An 18820-nucleotide genomic window follows, 5' to 3' on the forward strand; every position below is an offset into this window, starting at 1 on the left:
AAGAAGCAAGACATAATTTTGTACTATTTTTCCCGTCCCCAACTCTACTGTTTTCTGCTACATCAGCCATGCTCACGCAGAAAGGAGGGCCGTAGTGCCCACTCGTCATCATGATGATGAGGAACGCAGCTACGGTATGTTTTTCATGAATGCCGTGAACAACCCTACGGTGCTCGGTTCACTTCAATTTTTGACCGGACCACTGGCCGGCAAAACCTATTCTATTACAAAACCCATTACGAATATGGGACGTGAACCCGGCAACGACATAGTTATATCCGATCCATCGGTATCGCGCCATCATGCGCAAATCATGTGGAATGGCAATGTTTGGTCCATCAAGAAGACTGCGCCACAAAACACTATCTTGCTCAATCAGCGCGAGATCAATCAGTCGCCGCTCAATGATCGGGATACGATTAGTCTGGGACAGGGTACGACCTTTCTCTTATTAATCGCGGATACTGCTCGTCCAACCCCTCCCTCAACTGAGCGTGGTGCGAATATGCCAAATGTTGCTCAGGGCAACCCACCTGTACAGGCACCACCACCATATCAACCCGGACCAGCACCGATGCCGGCTCCACAACAACCGCAAAATTATATGGCCGCGCCAGTCAATCCAGTTCCTGCCAATGCTTATGCGCCGGCACCGGGATTTAATCCTAATGATGCCCTTCCGACCCAGGTACAACAATCAGATGGGAGCTTTAGCAGGGCAATCCAGGTGCCTGGCGTTCCAACCCTGGAGGTCAGCACCAATACCGATCAAGAAAAACATCAATATCCCTTGACCGCCGATCGCCAGGTTTTTGATATTGGACGTGATCCATCAAATACAATTGTGATTAATCGTCCAACTATTTCCAGTTTCCATGCCCAGATTGTGCGTGAGAACAATCAGCTGGTCTTGATCCATCCTCATCCCAAGCGTGGTCAGACCTTGAATGGCTTGACATTCCAGGGACAGAATATTGGCGGTCAACAGCCGTTCCGTCGTGTCCTGACACGTGGTGATGTGTTCCGTATCAGTGATGCCAATGGTACCTTTGTTTCTCTAACCTATAATGATGGTAGTGGTCAGATACAGGATGCGATTCCTGAACTCCAGCCAATTCAGCTGGGAGCGCCGGTGATTACCTTTGGTCGCGCACCCGATAATATGGTAGTCCTGCGTCACCCACAGGTCTCCAGCCATCATGCTCGCATGGAACAGGTGCAGGGCGGCTATCGACTGGTAGATCTGAATAGTACCAACCATGTGTATGTTAATAGTCAGCGCACAGGCAATCAGATTCTGAAGCCCGGCGATATCATTCGTATCGGTCCATTCAAGCTCACATATACGGGTACCGTACTGACCCAGCAGGATGAAAGTTATGGTATTCGTATTGATGCGTTGAATCTGAGAAAAGAGGGTAATAAACATGTTGTTATCCTTAACGATATCTCATTTGCCATTCCGCCCCGTAAGTTTGTCGCCCTGGTAGGTGGTTCTGGTGCTGGTAAATCAACGCTGATGGATGCGCTAAATGGCCTGCGTCCGGCTCAACAGGGTACAGTGCTGTATAATGGACAGGATTATTATCGTAATCTGGCATCCTTTAGCACACAACTGGGTTATGTACCACAGGATGATATTATTCACCGCGAGTTGTCGGTTGAGCGGGCTCTCTATTATGCCGCCAAGCTGCGGCTGCCACAGGACTTCACGGAAAAGCAGATTAAAGAGCGCATCGATGAAGTGCTTGAAGATGTTGAGATGAAACATCGACGCGGTCTGCTGGTCAACAAACTCTCCGGTGGACAACGGAAACGTGTCTCGATCGCTCTAGAGTTACTGGCTAATCCCAGTGTCTTTTTCCTGGATGAACCAACCTCAGGACTTGATCCGGGCCTGGATCGTAAGATGATGTTGCTGCTGCGTAAACTGGCTGACAAAGGTCATACGATTGTGCTGGTCACGCATGCGACTAATAATATTAATGCCTGTGACTACATCTGTTTCCTTTGTCAGGGTGGCCATCTGGCCTACTTTGGACCGCCAAATGATGCCAAAGCGTATTTCGGCAAAACAGACTTTGCTGAGATTTATAGTGCGCTTGAGCCAACTGATGAGAATCCAAATATTCCAGTGGAGGCTGAGGCGAAATTCAAGCAGTCACCTGACTATGCACGCTTTGTAGTCTCTAATATCCAGCAAGGGCCCGCCGGTAATGCCAACCAGCACAGACCAGCCGCACCGGTCTCACAGCCTAAACGTGGTAATCCCTGGAAGCAGTTCCTTCTGCTCTCCATGCGCTATATAGAATTAATCCTGAATGACCGTATCAATCTGGCCATCCTGGTTTTACAGGCGCCAATTATCGGCTTACTCCTGCTAGGACTTGCCGGTAGTGGCTCCTTTAATGAAAATAAGATTGCCACCTGTGTCGGTCACGTCGTCATGACTGATCCCAACTCGCATCCAACCGATAATTGTCAGGTCGTCGTAGATTTCTTGAAGACCCCTGAAGGTAAGCAGGCTGCCCAACAACAAGGCTTAACGCCAGATGAATTTCTTAAGCGCTCCATTCTACCGGGATCTGGTTCGGACGCACAGAAGTTACTGTTCATCATGTCATTTGCCGCCATTATGTTTGGTTGTATCAACGGCTCCCGTGAAATTGTAAAAGAGTCGGCGATCTATCGGCGTGAACGCTCAGTCAATCTGGGTATCGCGCCCTACCTCTTCTCCAAAATCGCGGTCCTTGGCATCTTCAGCCTGGTCCAAAGTCTGATCCTGGTTGCCATGGTCTCATTCAGCGCACCCTATCGGCACAGCGTAATACTACCGCCATTCCTGGAGATATATATATCAATGGCACTGACCTCACTCGCGGGCCTCATGACCGGACTTGTGATCTCAGCCATCGTTCCAAACAATGATCGCGCTATGAGTATTGTGCCATTGCCGCTCATCCCGCAAGTCATCTTTGCTGGCGTCATCTTCTCACTGGACAAGCCACAGCTTCTCCAGATAGTTGGAGCCTTCTTCAGTGCCCGCTGGTCTATGGCAGCCATGGGTACCACAGTCGGCCTCCATGGAGACAAACTCGACGCAGATAACTTCTCATACATCACATCCCTATTCTCGTCCGTCAACGGAAACAATCAGGCCGCATCAGCAGCCCACCTCTTACTCTGCTGGGGTATCCTGCTTGGCATGATCCTGATCCAGGGACTCATCATCGCCTGGTGTATCAAACGCAAAGACGTACGCGCATAATCCACCTAATATACGCCCAAAGGAAAAAATCTCTCTCCTTTGGGCGTATATCCCCCATAGCCTATCAATTTCACCTCTACATTCTCCAGATCCTCTTATACCGATTTTATGATCTATTTTCGCCCAAACTACTTTTTAATATTTATGCTCCAGTTATTTACACATATAGCTAGCATAAAAGCATTGAAGACATTTGATTGTCTATCAGGACCGAACAATCATTTGGCTGGTAAGTACCCAAAAGAGAAAAATGGATAATATGATTGATTTTTTTCAATATTTAAAGTATATTCCTTATGGTTATCTCATTTCTATTGATACACTTATTTAAAGAAAAAAGCGTGAGGTCATCAATGCATTTTAAACGCACTATCCTCGCAACTGTAACTTTGTGTATGCTTATCAGCTTCACCTTTCTGGGAAGCATATTTATCCCGACATCTAATCGGATAGCACATGCAGCTACAATCAGTGCCCCAACTATTGCCCTGAGCAGCAAAACGGCACATATAGGCCAGACACTAACACTTACAGGACAAGGTCTGGCTCCACAGACTGATTATCAATTAGCACTCATGCTTAATGGGCAAGGGCTTCGTATGCTCGGTGGATATTTCCTGACAGATGGCAATGGCAATCTTTCAAAGACATTTACCTTTATGGAGGATAATAGCTCCCTTATACAGGGAACGTATATGGTGAATCTCTATCCCACAGATATTTATTACAATACACCATTTATTGCACAGACATCGATTCAGGTTGTTCCGGCAATTACCCCCATCACAGGAAATCCTGGCTTACCCATAACCATGCGAGGGACAGGTTTCAACGCTTTTGAAACAGTTCAAATTTTCTTTGGTGATAGTATCACTGGAACTTCTGAAGGTACCACAACAAGTAATGAGGATGGCGGCGTATCCTTCTCATTTTCTATGCCAGCGCATTTAATACCAGGATCCTATCCAGTGACCATCGTACGATCAAACAAAAAACCGGCTACGGTCAAAGGACAAATTCGTGTCTATCCTCTGACGCTTTCCGCTCCAGGCGGATCTAAACCACATCAAATCATTACAGTACGCGGCACAGGTTTTGCACCTAATGAGTATGTAAATCTAACCTGGAATGCTAATGGTGGGCAGCAGCTCTATAATGATGCCGCTGACAGTAAAGGTGCATTTAGATTCGACGTACAATTATCTCCTGCCTCTTCAGGCACTTATACTCTGCAAGCAACGGGAACGTTGAGCAACTTATCAGTTACTACAAGTATTAATGTAGGCCCCGGCATTAGCCTCTATCATCCACACTACTATGATGGAGATACTAATCCTGGAGGAACAATCGAAGTCGACGGCGGCGGCTTTAACGCAAATGAGCAAGTAGATCTCTACTTCCAAAATGTAAAAAATGGTGTGACGACCGTTACTACCGATAGTACAGGTAGCATTGCTGCTAATATCACTGTACCCTTTCAGTATTCCCCAACGACAAAATATTATATTTATGCTAAAAATAAAGCGGCTACCATTTCTGTTCGCTCACCATTTACATTTAGGCCTCAAGGGGTGGGGATTGATGATGGAAACGGCAGAATTACTATCGGTGGCTTTGGAGCTAATGAACAAGTTCAGATTGTCAATCACTATCAACAACCCGATCAAAGCAATATAGCCACGATTACGGCAGATGCTGAGGGCAATGGCATTATGTTAATTACGTGGCCAAGTACACCATTGGGAAAAACCATTCCCATGGCTGCCATAGGACAAACCACCAATCTGATTGCGACAAGCACATATTCAGTGGAGCCAACTATACTTGCCGAAAATGCTACGCCGGAAAATGTGATTGGCAAGGCTGGGGATGTTGTGCGCTTTGCCGGACAAAATTTTGGGGCGAATGAGACGATAAATATCACCTTTAACGATAAAGTCGTTGCGACAACCACCAGTCAAAGCGATGGGTCGTATGAAGCGGCAGTCACTATTCCTGCTATAGAAAGTGTTAGCACAGGCCCTGGCAATGCTTTGGTAAAAGCAGTTGGAGTGACAAGTGGTCTCATAGCTGGTAATAGCTGGAATACCACCACATTTTATTATCAACCCACACTCACCATAACACCTACTACTGGTCCTTCAGGAACAACAATTACCGTTACAGGCACACATTTTCTGGCCGGTGTTCAAATACCTGTTGGTTGGGATGGTCCATTTACTGCAGATCCTGATCTATGGTATTACCCACAAGGAACGTATGTGGTAGTAAATACGGATCAAAATGGTAGTTTTACAGCCACCATTCTAGCCAATGATCTGGTAAGTGGGCAAACATATCACGTAACTGCCACTCTTTCTTGGCCACCCATTCAGCCTACAACTACTTTTATTGCTCAATAAAAAAAGTCTTAAAGAGGCAGGATAGTAATTTGGAATATGTTACTATCCTGCCTCTTTATATTTTTAGCCATAACTTAGAGATAGTGCCTCCTAATATCAAAAAAGGATAAGTTAAAGAAATTCAACTCAATGTCTTATGTAATGTTACATAAAGAAATATCTTATGCAGATATAGTGACATCTAATCAGAATCATAAGACCAGACCTCTCAACGTAACGGCAGGGCTTGCCCCTGCGACCTGTTCACGTCTGATATGCCGCTCAAACACGCGGCATTGAGGCTGGGCGTCCAGTGTATGGGCCAGGTCTGCTCGTACATGGTGCGGGCCGCAGGGGCAAACCCTGCCGTACGCTGACTGACGCTATCTCCTTCTCTTCCATTCTATCTTGTATTACTATAGAGCGAAACGGCACATAACTACCGCTAATATAAAATTTTCATTCTACTTAAGGTGGTCATAGGGGTTACATACACTACAAAATAACATTATAATCTCATAAAGAGACCATGCGAATCCTCACGAAGAACTTACTCCTCACAAGAAAAAAAAGTCTTATACAAGTCACAATCGTTCAGCCATCACACTACTCTTTTACCATAATATTATGTAATTTAAAGCGAAGCGATTGTTAAGGCTTTAATTCTATACTCCTACTTAATGATGGTAGAAATGGACGCCTACCATCTTGTATATCTTATTTAATTGTATCCGCCATTAGAAACCGTTTCTTTTAGCCTTAAAAAGGAGTTTATTTTGCAGAAACGAGCGATACGATTTTTCTCTATAACAGTATTTTTACTACTGTTATCGGCCCTGTCACAGGCAAATGCTTTTGCTGCTACAACAGCCAGAGCGGGTGTGACCGGCTCCACTGATTCCAATCCTTATTCCCCAGCTTACCAGCACAGCTATCGTCATGGTGTTGTTCCTACTATTTCACAGAACAACCAGATGAAGTCCTACAGCCAGGTACATCCTGCTGTCACTGGTAAAACCCTTGGTTATGGTGGTGGCATCGATGGTATCGGCGTCACCAGTGGCCATGAAAAAGTCTATCTGATTTTCTGGGGCACTCAGTGGGGTACACAGAGCACAGATAGCGGTGGTAACCTGACCTTCTCAAGCGACACAAGCGGCGGCGCGCCCTTAATGCAGAAAATGTTCAAAGGCCTGGGAACTGGCAACGAACTGTGGTCTGGTGTCATGACCCAGTTTTGTGATGGTCCTGGTGTCGCAACCGGCGCAAGCAGCTGTTCCGCCAACGCAGCTCATGTTGGTTATCCAACAGGTGGTGCTCTCTCCGGTGTCTGGTATGACAATTCAACAGCCTCACCTAGCGCAGCTACTGGTCACCAGATTGGTGTTGAAGCCGTGAATGCTGCCGCCCACTTCGGCAACACAAGCGCTTCTTCTAACCGTTATGCACAATACGTAATTCTCTCCCCTAAAGGTGCTAACCCGGATAACTACAAAACCGGTGGTTTCTGCGCATGGCACGACTACAACGGTGATAGTTCACTGAGCGGTGGTGCTGTCAGCTCCTCTTATGGTGATATCGCTTTCACCAACATGCCATATGTCATGGACCAGGGTTCCAGTTGCGGTCAGAACTTCGTAAACTCCAATGGCACTAATGATGGTTACACCATGGTTGAAGGCCACGAGTATGCAGAGACCATCACCGACCAGAATCCTGCTGGTGGTTGGACCGCTTCCAGTGGTCAGGAAAACGCTGACGAGTGTGCCTGGATCAGTTCCGGTCAGGGTGCTTCGGCTAACGTTACCATGGGCAATGGTACCTATGCCATGCAGTCCACATGGTCTAATGACACCAACCGCTGTGATATTTCACATGCGATCGTTGGTGGTGGCGGCGGCGGCGGTAACGACTTCGGTATCAGCGCAAATCCAACAAGCCTGTCAATCGCTCCAGGTAGCAACGGTTCTTCCACAATCTCAACTTCGGTTACCAGTGGTTCAGCCGCAACAGTTAGCCTGACCGCAAGCGTTTCTCCTTCCGGCCCAACAGCTTCTCTTTCCCCAACCTCCGTTACAGCCGGTGGTTCTTCAACCCTGACAGTTTCAGTCGGTTCAAGCGTTGCTTCTGGTACATACACCGTTACAGTAAATGGTACTGAAGGTAGCGCCTCTCACGGCACATCAGTAACAGTAACAGTTGGTTCCGGCGGCGGCGGCGGTGGCGGTAACGTCATCACCAATGGTGGCTTTGAGAGCGGATCTGCTTCATGGACTGAGAGTTCCACAGGCGGCTACGAGATCGTTGATACAAGCAAGCCACACAGCGGCACCCATAGCGCCTACCTCTGTGGATACAATTCTTGTACCGACACCATCTATCAGACCGTTTCGATCCCATCGACAACCTCAAAAATCACATTGACCTATTGGACCTATATCAGCACAAGCGAGACCGGTAGCACGTGTTATGACTACTTCTACGCACGTCTGCGCACCAGCACTGGCGCGACCATCTCAACACCACAGACCCAGTGTAACGCTAATGCTCACGGTTGGACCCAGTATAGTTTCGATGTAACATCAGCACTGTCAAGTTATAAGGGACAGCAGGTTCAGGTGTACTTCTCTGGTACGACCGATTCCTCACTCACCACTAGCTTCTATGTGGATGATGTTGCATTGAATGCTTAGATCGCATAACAACTCCCGCAGTTGTTGTAACACACTCCTGGTATATTGCATTGCTGCAATATACCAGGTTTTTTTATGCTTACTACTGGCTCTAATTTGGTGGGATGGGGTATTATTTAATATATAATGGTACTTCTTGGCACCAACCTTGCCGTTAAACATTTCCATATGCTATTGTAGCTATGTTCCAGCACGAATGGTTTATTCTAGGAAACAAGTAGGCTAGCCATGTTACTCAATAGGCGTATTATCGTAGGTATCTGTGGAGGAATTGCATCGTACAAGGCAATCGACCTGGTCAGCAAATTGCAACAGGCAGGTGCTCTCGTAGATGTGATTATGACTGAGCACGCGGAAGAATTTGTTCGCCCGCTCACATTCGCGACCATGAGCCATAGGCGCGTGTATAGCGACCTCTGGGAAGCCTCGGGAGAAGCCGCAGAGACGCATATAAAGTTGGCAGACGAGGCTGAGCTTCTGGTAATTGTACCGGCAACCGCCAATACAATTGCTAAGTTGGCTCACGGTATGACAGATAATATGCTGACAGCCGTGGCCCTGGCTACCAGGGCTCCTTTGCTCCTGGCACCTGCGATGCATACCAATATGTATAACCATCCGGCGACACAGGCGAACCTGGCAGTATTACGCGAGCGAGGTGCCTTTGTCGTAGAACCAGAGGTGGGCCGACTCGCTTCAGGTGCAATCGGCATTGGTCGCTTTCCTGAGACGGCTACTTTACTTGGGGCCATTCATAAAGTTTTGGGGCAACATGGGGATCTTACAGGTCGCCGTGTTATTGTCACAGCTGGTGGGACACAGGAACCAATCGATCCAGTACGATACGTAGGGAATCGCTCATCAGGAAAAATGGGCTATAACCTCGCAGCGGAAGCAAGAGATCGCGGCGCGCACGTTATATTAGTATCGGGACCCGTTGCACTCCCTCCACCATTTGGTGTAGAACTGCATCCGGTCGATACTGCGATACAGATGCGTGACGCCGTGCGTGACTTTATTACTGATGCCGATGCCTTGATTATGAGTGCTGCCGTAGCGGATTTTCGTCCAACACGGGTCGCAGAACAAAAAATCAAGAAGCATGGTGATAAGTCTACCGGGCAAAACGGGGAGGGCAGGTTTACCATTGATCTGGTCTCGAATCCAGATATTCTTGGCGAACTTGCGATGGCACTTAAGGGTGATGGTGATGTCAGAGATGTACATGCTGGCGGCTCCATTCCTCAGTTGAAGCGGCGCTTGATACGCGTTGGCTTTGCGGCCGAAACCGAACACCTTGTCGAGCATGCCCAGGAGAAGTTACAACGCAAGCAACTGGACTTGCTGGTCGCGAACGATGTGTCGCGCTCAGATAGTGGTTTCGGTACCGACACCAATAAAGTGCTCATCTTTCATGCTGATGGTACAATGGAAGACCTGCCTGTAATGCCCAAGACCGGCGTTGCGGCGGCAATTTGGGATCGCGTTGTGCCGTTATTAGGCTAGGCCAGGCACAATTGAGTTGGAGGACGTGGCGCTGTGATGGGTGAATTTGTTCTAGATAAAATGGGTACGGAAAGTACGCAGGAGGAGTCCATGATGGATCGTGCTGCTAGCGCTGGTTTTGAAGGCATCGCTCAGATGCTGCTCGAGCAGAAAAAATTGATGGATGCATTAGAGGCTGAGAATCGTGAGTTGCGTAGACAGCTCGCTGATCTTCGCCGTGGTATTGGTATCGCTGTAGTAATTGAGGGTAAGACAATTCAGCTCGCAACCGAGTCTGGATCCTCTAACCAGTCGAGCCAATCACAGGCCGCTCTTCAGAGCTTACAAGGGATGCAGAATACGCCACCCGCTATGCCATCTTCAAATAATGGCAGTGGAACGTATAATAGCAATGGTCGCCAGACCAACGGTCAGCCTCAGGTTAATCTGAATGGTGACAAGCGTGATAATTCTAATAATAATTCACGTAGCCCTCTGGCTGATAGCTTCGTTCTCTAGCTTGCCCTGTTATTATCACCTCAAATAGAAAAAATCAGGAAGTGTAAAACCGCTACGGTTTCCTTCCTGATTTTTTCTATATTTTTACTCTTGTATCTTCAGACAAACACTGTTATTATCACATTAAAGATTGATACAAGCTTACGCGCACAAAACTCACCACTCCCATTGGGATGGGAGTTAGACACATTCTTAACCGGTCCTTTATAAGGAGGATTCAATGACCTGTCCTCGCTGCCATAGCCAAATCGCTGATGGGGTAAAATTCTGTGGAACATGTGGAGCCCCTGTGAATGCGGCTCCATTTCCACAGGGCCAATCCCAACCTGGACCTTATAACAGTCCACCACCCTCACAGCCAGGTATGTATAATCCACCACCACCACCTTCACAACCAGGTAACTATGGAACTCCTTCACAGAGTGGATACACGCCACCGAACCAGTTTGAAGAGTATTCCAATAGTATGTTCGGAAACGCGGTTCCTAAAGCTGAATTACATAACCCCAAAGGTCCATTACGGATCGCGGACATGACTATCAGCATTGATGGCGAACTGGTACCTGTGGTCGATGTGATGCTTGGAAATCAACTATCAGTCTATTTTGAGCATCATATCCTATTGTGGAAGCATCCAGGTGTCCAGATCGGCTTTAAGTCCCTGAGAGGTGCGGCACGGCGCTTCTTTGCAGGCTTGCAGGTCTTCATCAGTGAGGCTCAAGGACCCGGTAATATTTCGTTCTCACGCGATTCTGTAGGCCAGATTGTGGCACTTCGCCTGCAACAAGGGCAGACGGTTGAGGTACGCGAACATCAATTTCTTATCGCCACCAGCAATGTAGATTATAATTTTACCTTCGTCCAGGGGGCAGCTAATATTCTCTTCAGCCGAACCGGGATGTTTATTGATCAATTCACTGCGGTCAATGGCGAAGGCATGCTACTCCTGCATGGCTATGGTAACGTCTTTGAAAAGATGCTCGCGCCTGGAGAGGCACTCGATGTAGAGCCCGGTGCATGGCTCTGGAAAGATCCATCGGTCCAGATGCAGGTAACAACGGTGGCTGGATCACAACGCGGAGGTGGCATCCTTGGAGCCATCGGTGGCCTGATGGCGGGTGCATCATTTACCCTCAACCGCTTCATTGGTCCTGGCCGCGTAGGCATACAATCCATGACCTATCATCCACCCTCCAGCGAAGGCTCCCCTCAGGCTGGCGGCCAAAGCAACTTCATGGGCAACATCTTCGACAACTAAACCAGATAAAAAGAAGTCAGCGCTCTCGGTTCTGCGCGCAGAACCGAGAGCGCTGACTTCTTTTTATCTGATATATCATATTGTGGCACAATATACTCACCTGACCAATATATCATATTGTGGCACAATATGATAAACTAAAGTTGGGCGCTTTAGCGCCCAAGTGAGCGAAAAGTTATCACACAACCGTATTGGCATTCCCTTTATCTTTATTGATGCGTAGAATCTTTAACATATATTGCTCAGAGTTAAGATAATAGGGGTTACGCTTAATATATTTACCAACCACAGAAATCGGATGAAGCTTCAGCACCTCCACAACCAGACTCGGCAATAACTTACTATGATCATAATGCATTAAAGCAATAATAGGAGCATTCTGGAACGTAAACACAGCATCCGAAGCCGCCTCATACTTAAGAATCTGCTCAGGAGTAGCCAGATCCTTCGCCAACCAGGTCATATCTATCGATATGCGTACCGCCTGCCAGCCTTCACGTAATGCCTGCGCAATAAACGTTTGATGCGAGGATAACAAAAAGTATGGATCAAAACGCTTCCCATTGGCCAGAAACACATCCCGTTCATCATATAGAACCAGCTGGCCAGAGGCGATAAGTTCATCTACATCAACCTGGAGCTTCTCCAGCTCTTCACGAAGCTCTTTAATTTGCGCCGGTGCGGCTGCGAACAGACACTTTTCATTTAGTGACAACCCAACACGCAACAGGCGCGCCGTCACACCAGGAATTTCTGTCACCTTGCTATAAAGCTGGCAGATATGTGAGCCAGGGGGTATACGCTCTGATTTGCCTTCGACACTAAGATCCATACCTACCTCCGCTGATGTTGCTAGTCCCTGCAGATTTTTTTGCCATGTGTAGCTGAAATAGCCGGGCAGATCGATTGACCATCAAGACCACAAACCAGGCCATCAAGCCAAAAATAGCGATCCCTCCTACAAAGACCAGCAGGAGAAAAAGGGCGACTCTCTGCAGAGATGCATTGCTGCTGAATAAAGCCACGAGTGGCAGTGTGCATACCACAAGCATAATTGGAAAAATGGTTGCCCACGAGATGATGACTTTCACTTCCTGGGCACGAGTAAGCGGCTCTTCGCCAGTATAGGGAAAGAGTATGCGTCTCGCGAGTTTAAAGCGGGGTTTATATTCTTCTTGCATACAGCTTACTTTTGCCCTTCTTGTTGCCGATATTGCAACCAGCGCTGGAGCATTTCTTCTGCCTGATATAGAATATTGACTTCATTCTGATATGTCAGGCGACGACTGGCTTCATACAATGGAAACCACTCCACGAGGTCATATTCATGATCATGTAAAGCGGTATCGCCACCAACTGCCTCTAATAAGAAATGTCGCACCTGTTTATGGTAGCGCACTTGCTCACGTACAAATGAATACGAGGTGCTACCAATATAGGCAATCAATTCGACTTGCAAACCAGTCTCTTCCTGTGCCTCTCGTAATGCGACCTGCTCGACGGTCTCGCCCGGCTGAGGGGTCCCCTTAGGTAAGGCCCAGATACCAGCGTGACTACGTCCCACCAGCACTACTTCCATAGATATCAACCTGTCGGACCCTTCGTGAATATCGTCGGATCGCAGTTGATTCTGTGAGAAGTTTATGTCAGGAGAGCTCATAGGGGCAAGGCGGAACACAACGCCGCCTGCTGAATAGGCTCGCATTGTTCTATATCGCTCCATTGCTCCCGTATACCCTCTCTATTACAAACAAAGTGCGATGCGAGTATGCTTGTCGACGGAATTTTGAGGATGCATACACCGTAATTGCTGAGTTCTCCTCTTTCCCACTCTATCCCTATTCCCAGACAGCGCGGTGCATGGTCTTCTCTGTTATTCGTTAGATATTACTATACAACATTTTTTCCCACTCCTGGTATATAATGGTCGGCTTATTAGCCAGTATGGGGATAATGTTTTGTTATCAATCTCACCTTAGCAATGCGTACACTATATGATTATTTTGCATGGTTGAGAATCATCAGGAAGTATAACGAATGCATCAGAAAGTGTCAAGATAACGCACGGCGAATAGCTTCAAGGTTTTTGGTTGGCGTTTCAGGTGCGATAGAGCAGCCTGGTGCCAGGAGCAGACCCTGTCCACCGGTCTGTTCCACGACAAGTCCAATTTCGTCCTGGACTTTTCCTGGGGTGCCTTTTTTCAGGGTGCCAATTTCACTTAATCCACCCATCACAGCTTTTCCTGAACGCTTACGCCCATCAAGTAAATCTGGATTGCCTTTTTGTTCGGTGGACCAGTTAATGGCCTGGACTGGATAGGAGGCCAGGAGATCAAAGTAGATGTGTGAACCATAGTTGTGCAGAATGTTGAATTTGCTGCGACTTTTAATGGCGTCTAAGAATTCAAGGTCATATTGTTCGCCATATTCTCGATATTGATCTTCGGTCAACATGCCCGCGCTGGCCCATCCATTGGTGGAGTAGTAGATGCCGCTGGCACCTTGCTCCAGACAGGCGATGGCATGATTGATCAGGGTTTCTGTGATGATACGCAGGGCGGTATGCAGGGCAGTGCGATCTTCACGAATACTCAACAGGATTGGCTGGGTTTTGTCGCCAGCCAGATAGCGGGCAACGCCAAGTGGACAGGGGATAGACTGGGTGAAGTAAGCATCATAGCCAACTTCATGATTGACTAATTGCAGAACCCGTAGTTGCTCGCCCAGCGCTCCATGATCCGGTTCAAGTGGACGCATCCGCTTCCAGTCTGAAGCACTTCTAATTGGGGTATATTCACAGGTTGGGGGCTGAAACTTTTTGCCGGAGGGCTGATATTTCGCCTTCCAACCTTCTACCAGATAGGATGACCGTGGCTTCACGTTAATGTAGTCCCAATCGTAGCGATTAAAATTCTCGGCGATTGATTCGGACAGTGACTGTATTCCCCATTCACGCTCATAGTCGTGTCCCCAGACGCTGACAGGGACACGATCGGCTTTTTCTCCACGCAACACTGCGTCTACTCGTTCCTTCTTATTCATAATAACTTCTCGTTCTCCTGTTATTTGTGTCCTTCATCAAGCGCTTTAAAACGATAGCCAACCCCACGTTCCGTGAGAATATATTGGGGATGAGCGGGATCTTTCTCAAGCTTTTGGCGTAAATAGGTAATATACAGACGCAGATAGTGTGATTCATCACGATATTCACGGCCCCAGACCTTCGAGAGCAGGGTTTCATGGGTGAGCAAACGCCCGGCATTGCTGACGAGATGATAGAGGAGACGATACTCGGTTGGACGTAGCACGACTTTACGGCCACGCACAATCACTTCTCGACGTGCAAAATCTATCGTCAGATCGGGATCAACCACGATCTCTGTCTTGCGGGATGGCGGGGCCATCAGTGAGCGGCGTAAAAGGGCGCGAATGCGCGAGAGTAATTCACGGGGACTAAATGGCTTGGCGATATAGTCGTCGGCCCCTAGATCCAGGCCACGAATGCGATCTTGTTCATTTTGACGCACAGTGAGCATCACGACCGGAACCGTCGAGACTTCACGAATGGCTTTAAGGGTCTCGAAGCCGTCCATCTCTGGCATCATCACATCCAGCACAACGAGATCAGGCAGGTTTTCACGTAACTCGTCAAGGGCTTCGATCCCGTTGTTGGCTTCAAGCACGCGATAATGCTCTAGCTCAAGATTCATGCGCACAAAATCGCGGATGCGCGGCTCATCATCGACGATGAGAATCGTCATGTCCCGCTGATCAAATACTTCCTGTTCCATCATCAAAAAACCACCATCGGTAACGGCGCTTTCTCCTCACGCGGTAAACTAAACGAAAAGGTTGAACCCTGGCGCAATGTGCTCTCCACCCAGATACGTCCTCCATGTGCTTCAACTATGGCTTTACAGATATACAGTCCCAGGCCCGCTCCAGGAGTGGATTGTGAGAGCGGCTCCCCGACACGGTGAAAGCGATCAAAGATCTGCTCTTGCTCGCGTAGCGCAATTCCCATACCTGTATCACTGACACTGACGATGACTTCTTCTCCCGTCACATAACATGCAACAGTCACTTCTGGATGGCGCGGAGAATATTTTACAGCATTATCCAATAAGTTTTGCAGCACCTCTTCGATTCTCTCTCGATCCGCCATAACAACAGGCAGATGTTCCGGAATCAAGACTGACACCTGAACATCGGGCGCTTTGGCGCGCAGGCGACGTACCATGCCGCGCACCACACGCTCCAGATCCAGGGCCGTAATGTCCATTTGGAGTCCGTTGGCCTGGATACGTGAGGCATAGAGTAGATTACCAACCAGCTTGTTTAAACGGTCAGCCTCTTCTTCAATCGCTACCAGCCGCGAACGGATTGTTTTGGCATCGAAGCGGGCATCGGTACGGGCTAAGGTCGAGGCGTACCCTTTGATAATCGCGATCGGTGTCTGCAATTCGTGCGAGATCACTGAGATAAAGGTTGAGCGCTGCTCCTCTTGCTGATGCTCGCGTGTCAGATCATGGACATGGAGAATACCATTCATCGGCTCACCACGCGCTGAACGCACGCATGACGCGGTCACAGCCACAGAGAAGCGCTGCCCATCACGGGCGCAAATGATCATGTCCCGATTGACCACCTCCTGGCCCGCGAAAGCTTGTAGAATCACGGAGTCCTGGAGGCCCAGATCATTCCCCTGGCGGTCCTTGGGACGAAGAACCTTGAAATAGAACTGGCCCAGTACCTCGTTCTCACGCCAACCGGTCAGACGCTGCATAGCTGGATTAAAATCGATAATACGCAACGCATTATCAACCGTCAAGATGCCTTCAGTGCTATGCTGGAAGATCGCGGCCAGCCGGTCTTGCTCTTTGACCAATGCCTGCGAACGTAAAGCGATACGCAGACTGGTCGCTAACTGGGTAACAAACAAATGTAGAGCATTGTATTCTAGCGCCTCATGCTCATCGGCGACCTGCCGTTCAAAACAGGAACGCAGATTCCCAGGGCGCAAGAAATACAGCGTCCCCAGCGGCCCCACTTCATCATAGACTGCCAGTGAACACCACTCAACGCCATGGCCCGCAATAGCCTCTTCCGCCAATCCCATCTGGTGCGCCAGATCGGGCGCCAGATTTTCTACGACCAGAGGATGAAGCGAGTTAGGTTGCATACCTTCCTGCACATAGGCGAGAAGCGCAGGTAAAGCGATTTTACTTAATTGATACAGCGTATACTCGGTGCTACTCTGTGGATCAAAAGCTTCATTCGAGACCACAAAAACACCGGATTCGCCACGCAGCAATTGTATCGCACTACCCACCAGAATGGCCATTTGGTCATGGGGACCCTCAACTTGCTGCGGTTGGGACCAGGACATAACAAGACTCCGCTGTGGAAATTTCAGCTGGCTTTTGGAAAAGCTGTATGTGTTTACAATGCAATGGGCTTGCCAGTAAGCGGCAACGGTGTTATTGTAACACATATCTGTAGAGGTGAGTAGGCTCATGCATTTCGACATTTTCACGCTTTTCCCTGGCATGTTTCAGGGACCTTTTACCGAGAGTATTCTTAAACGAGCTCAGGAGCGCAATCTTCTGAGTATCGATCTGCACAATATTCGGGATGTCACGACCGATCGGCACCATGTGGTGGATGATTATCCCTATGGCGGTGGCGCGGGTATGGTGATGAAACCAGATCCTATTTTTCATGCGATCGAGGCGGTTCATCAGGGTGGACCGATCATTTATCTGACTCCCCAGGGCCGCTTATTTAATCAGAGTATTGCGCATGAACTGGCACTGGAGCCACGCATTACCCTGCTCTGTGGCCACTATGAGGGTATCGATGAGCGCATCATCGAGCATCTCGTCACCGATGAGATATCCATTGGAGATTATGTGTTGACCGGTGGGGAGTTGGCCGCGATGATCCTGGTAGATGCCGTCAGTCGCTTAACGCCGGGCGTACTCACCGAGGGCTCCGCCAGCGATGAATCCCATAGCAACAACCTGCTCGAATATCCCCAATATACCCGCCCCCCTGTCTTCCGTGGCTGGGGCATTCCCGAGACACTCCTCTCCGGTCACCATGCAAACATCGAACGCTGGCGGCGGAAAGAAGCCATTCGCCGTACCCGTGCACGCCGTCCTGATCTCTTCGCTAAACTCGATCTGAGTAGCAAACAGGACAAAAAAATCATGAAGGAACTCGACGAAGAAGCCAGACAGGCCTTACGACCACAACCAGAAACACCTGAAGAATAGAACAAATACCAGGGAGGTAGCAATCAATGCTTGTAACCACCTATACTGAAGCACAGGATTTTTTGGCCAAAACCCAGCAGATTCTGGAAGAGCAGGAGGCCATGAATAATCTGATATTGGGTATCAGCATGCGCCTGCGTGCTCAGCCAGATGCCTACCCCACGCCCCCATTTCTGGCGACGGTCGAAGATCACGAAGAGTTAGTCATTGCGGCCTGCATGACCCCTCCACATCGCTTGATTCTGTATAGCCATCATCCAGAAAAACAGTCAACGGCCCTCAAGTTGCTGGCCGATTATCTCTACACCCAGCAGATCGCTCTGCCGGGCTGCATCGGACCCTCCCGAGTCGCGGAAGATTTCGCCCGCATCTGGCAGGAGCAGACGGGACACACGTATCAGGTCGCGACCCATGAACGCGTCTATGAGTTGACGGCGGTGACGCAACCAGCGACCACAAACGGCCGCTTACGACAGGCCACCAGTCAGGATTATGAGCTCATTCTGGAGTGGATGCTAGCGTTCTTTGCCGAGGCCCATCTCAACGAACCTGTCAGTGAGATTAAACGCACCATACCATTCAGACTGGACCGGGGAGATTTCTTTTTCTGGGAGACTGCTGCCGGTGAGATTGTGTGCATGGCCGCCAAGAGTCGCGAGATGTCCACCGTCGTCAACATTGGTCCAGTCTATACGCCGCCCGCCGAGCGCGGCCAAGGTTATGGTACAAACTGTGTAGCCGCCCTCAGCCAACACCTGCTGGATAGTGGCTGGCGAGCCTGCAGCCTCTTTACTGATCTCGCCAATCCTACCTCTAATAGCATCTACCAGAAGATAGGTTACCGTCCGCTGGCCGATATGAACGACATTATCTTTACCGAATCCAATAAATAACTGAGGTTGCCTTCGTGGCTGCGCACGTAGCCGTTCTGTCAATGA

14 protein-coding genes are annotated in these 18820 nt (G+C 48.7%); 8 read left to right on the forward strand and 6 right to left on the reverse strand.

The features are described from left to right. The first annotated feature begins 94 nt into the window (after positions 1–94). The 6 genes from EL633_RS08135 (at position 95) to EL633_RS08160 (ending at position 11604) form a co-directional block, all read left to right on the forward strand. Complete coding sequence (locus EL633_RS08135; RefSeq protein ID WP_246039104.1) at positions 95–3268, forward strand: FHA domain-containing protein; 3174 nt, start codon at positions 95–97, stop codon at positions 3266–3268. 296 nt (positions 3269–3564) lie between these two features. Then, the gene (locus EL633_RS08140; protein WP_126626708.1) at positions 3565–5670 is read left to right on the forward strand and encodes a hypothetical protein; all 2106 of its coding nucleotides are present in this window, start codon (positions 3565–3567) and stop codon (positions 5668–5670) included. Positions 5671–6425: 755 nt separating this feature from the next. Next, positions 6426–8342: a M6 family metallopeptidase gene (locus EL633_RS37255; RefSeq protein ID WP_218027443.1), complete on the forward strand. Its 1917-nt coding sequence runs from the start codon at positions 6426–6428 to the stop codon at positions 8340–8342. Between the two features lie 228 nt (positions 8343–8570). Next, the gene (coaBC, locus tag EL633_RS08150; protein ID WP_126626709.1) at positions 8571–9848 is read left to right on the forward strand and encodes a bifunctional phosphopantothenoylcysteine decarboxylase/phosphopantothenate--cysteine ligase CoaBC; all 1278 of its coding nucleotides are present in this window, start codon (positions 8571–8573) and stop codon (positions 9846–9848) included. 36 nt (positions 9849–9884) lie between these two features. Then, positions 9885–10346, forward strand: coding sequence for a hypothetical protein (locus EL633_RS08155; protein ID WP_126626710.1), 462 nt, complete (start codon positions 9885–9887; stop codon positions 10344–10346). Positions 10347–10566: 220 nt separating this feature from the next. Further along, entirely contained in the window at positions 10567–11604 is a 1038-nt protein-coding gene (locus EL633_RS08160) for an AIM24 family protein (protein ID WP_126626711.1), read from the forward strand. Positions 11605–11782: 178 nt separating this feature from the next. Here EL633_RS08160 and EL633_RS08165 read toward each other — a convergent pair whose 3' ends face one another. From EL633_RS08165 to EL633_RS08190, 6 genes are all read right to left on the reverse strand, one after another. After that, positions 11783–12436, reverse strand: coding sequence for an MEDS domain-containing protein (locus tag EL633_RS08165; protein WP_126626712.1), 654 nt, complete (start codon positions 12434–12436; stop codon positions 11783–11785). Then, positions 12426–12785 carry a hypothetical protein gene (locus tag EL633_RS08170; RefSeq protein ID WP_126626713.1) on the reverse strand — a complete coding sequence of 120 codons (360 nt, stop codon included), beginning with the start codon at positions 12783–12785 and terminating at the stop codon, positions 12426–12428. The genes EL633_RS08165 and EL633_RS08170 overlap by 11 nt, the downstream gene beginning before the upstream one ends. Before the next feature lie 5 nt (positions 12786–12790). Further along, entirely contained in the window at positions 12791–13309 is a 519-nt protein-coding gene (locus EL633_RS08175; RefSeq protein WP_161982031.1) for an NUDIX hydrolase, read from the reverse strand. A gap of 347 nt (positions 13310–13656) precedes the next feature. After that, a complete protein-coding gene (locus EL633_RS08180; RefSeq protein WP_126626715.1) occupies positions 13657–14646 on the reverse strand; it encodes a uroporphyrinogen decarboxylase family protein in 990 nt (329 codons plus the stop codon). Positions 14647–14666: 20 nt separating this feature from the next. Beyond that, the gene (locus tag EL633_RS08185) at positions 14667–15395 is read right to left on the reverse strand and encodes a response regulator transcription factor (protein WP_126629377.1); all 729 of its coding nucleotides are present in this window, start codon (positions 15393–15395) and stop codon (positions 14667–14669) included. A 2-nt stretch (positions 15396–15397) separates the two neighbouring features. Further along, positions 15398–16993: a sensor histidine kinase gene (locus tag EL633_RS08190; RefSeq protein WP_161982032.1), complete on the reverse strand. Its 1596-nt coding sequence runs from the start codon at positions 16991–16993 to the stop codon at positions 15398–15400. 127 nt (positions 16994–17120) lie between these two features. Between EL633_RS08190 and trmD the strand changes: the two genes are divergently transcribed. Together trmD and EL633_RS08200 are read left to right on the forward strand one after the other, a co-directional pair. After that, positions 17121–17882 (forward strand): tRNA (guanosine(37)-N1)-methyltransferase TrmD, encoded by a 762-nt coding sequence (gene trmD, locus EL633_RS08195; RefSeq protein WP_126626717.1) that lies wholly within the window; start codon positions 17121–17123, stop codon positions 17880–17882. A gap of 26 nt (positions 17883–17908) precedes the next feature. Then, the gene (locus tag EL633_RS08200; RefSeq protein ID WP_126626718.1) at positions 17909–18775 is read left to right on the forward strand and encodes a GNAT family N-acetyltransferase; all 867 of its coding nucleotides are present in this window, start codon (positions 17909–17911) and stop codon (positions 18773–18775) included. The last annotated feature ends 45 nt before the right edge of the window (positions 18776–18820 follow it).

Source organism: Dictyobacter alpinus (assembly GCF_003967575.1).
Taxonomy (GTDB): Bacteria; Chloroflexota; Ktedonobacteria; order Ktedonobacterales; family Ktedonobacteraceae; genus Dictyobacter; species Dictyobacter alpinus.

Bases quoted from the DNA above. Each gene is read 5' to 3' on its own strand.
- coaBC (WP_126626709.1), top strand. From the start codon at position 8,571: ATGTTACTCAATAGGCGTATTATCGTAGGTATCTGTGGAGGAATTGCA.
- EL633_RS08160 (WP_126626711.1), top strand. From the start codon at position 10,567: ATGACCTGTCCTCGCTGCCATAGCCAAATCGCTGATGGGGTAAAATTC.
- EL633_RS08155 (WP_126626710.1), top strand. From the start codon at position 9,885: ATGGGTGAATTTGTTCTAGATAAAATGGGTACGGAAAGTACGCAGGAG.
- EL633_RS08200 (WP_126626718.1), top strand. From the start codon at position 17,909: ATGCTTGTAACCACCTATACTGAAGCACAGGATTTTTTGGCCAAAACC.
- EL633_RS08180 (WP_126626715.1), bottom strand. From the start codon at position 14,646: ATGAATAAGAAGGAACGAGTAGACGCAGTGTTGCGTGGAGAAAAAGCC.
- EL633_RS08140 (WP_126626708.1), top strand. From the start codon at position 3,565: ATGGTTATCTCATTTCTATTGATACACTTATTTAAAGAAAAAAGCGTG.
- trmD (WP_126626717.1), top strand. From the start codon at position 17,121: ATGCATTTCGACATTTTCACGCTTTTCCCTGGCATGTTTCAGGGACCT.
- EL633_RS08175 (WP_161982031.1), bottom strand. From the start codon at position 13,309: ATGCGAGCCTATTCAGCAGGCGGCGTTGTGTTCCGCCTTGCCCCTATG.
- EL633_RS08165 (WP_126626712.1), bottom strand. From the start codon at position 12,436: ATGGATCTTAGTGTCGAAGGCAAATCAGAGCGTATACCCCCTGGCTCA.
- EL633_RS08170 (WP_126626713.1), bottom strand. From the start codon at position 12,785: ATGCAAGAAGAATATAAACCCCGCTTTAAACTCGCGAGACGCATACTC.
- EL633_RS08190 (WP_161982032.1), bottom strand. From the start codon at position 16,993: ATGTCCTGGTCCCAACCGCAGCAAGTTGAGGGTCCCCATGACCAAATG.
- EL633_RS08185 (WP_126629377.1), bottom strand. From the start codon at position 15,395: ATGGAACAGGAAGTATTTGATCAGCGGGACATGACGATTCTCATCGTC.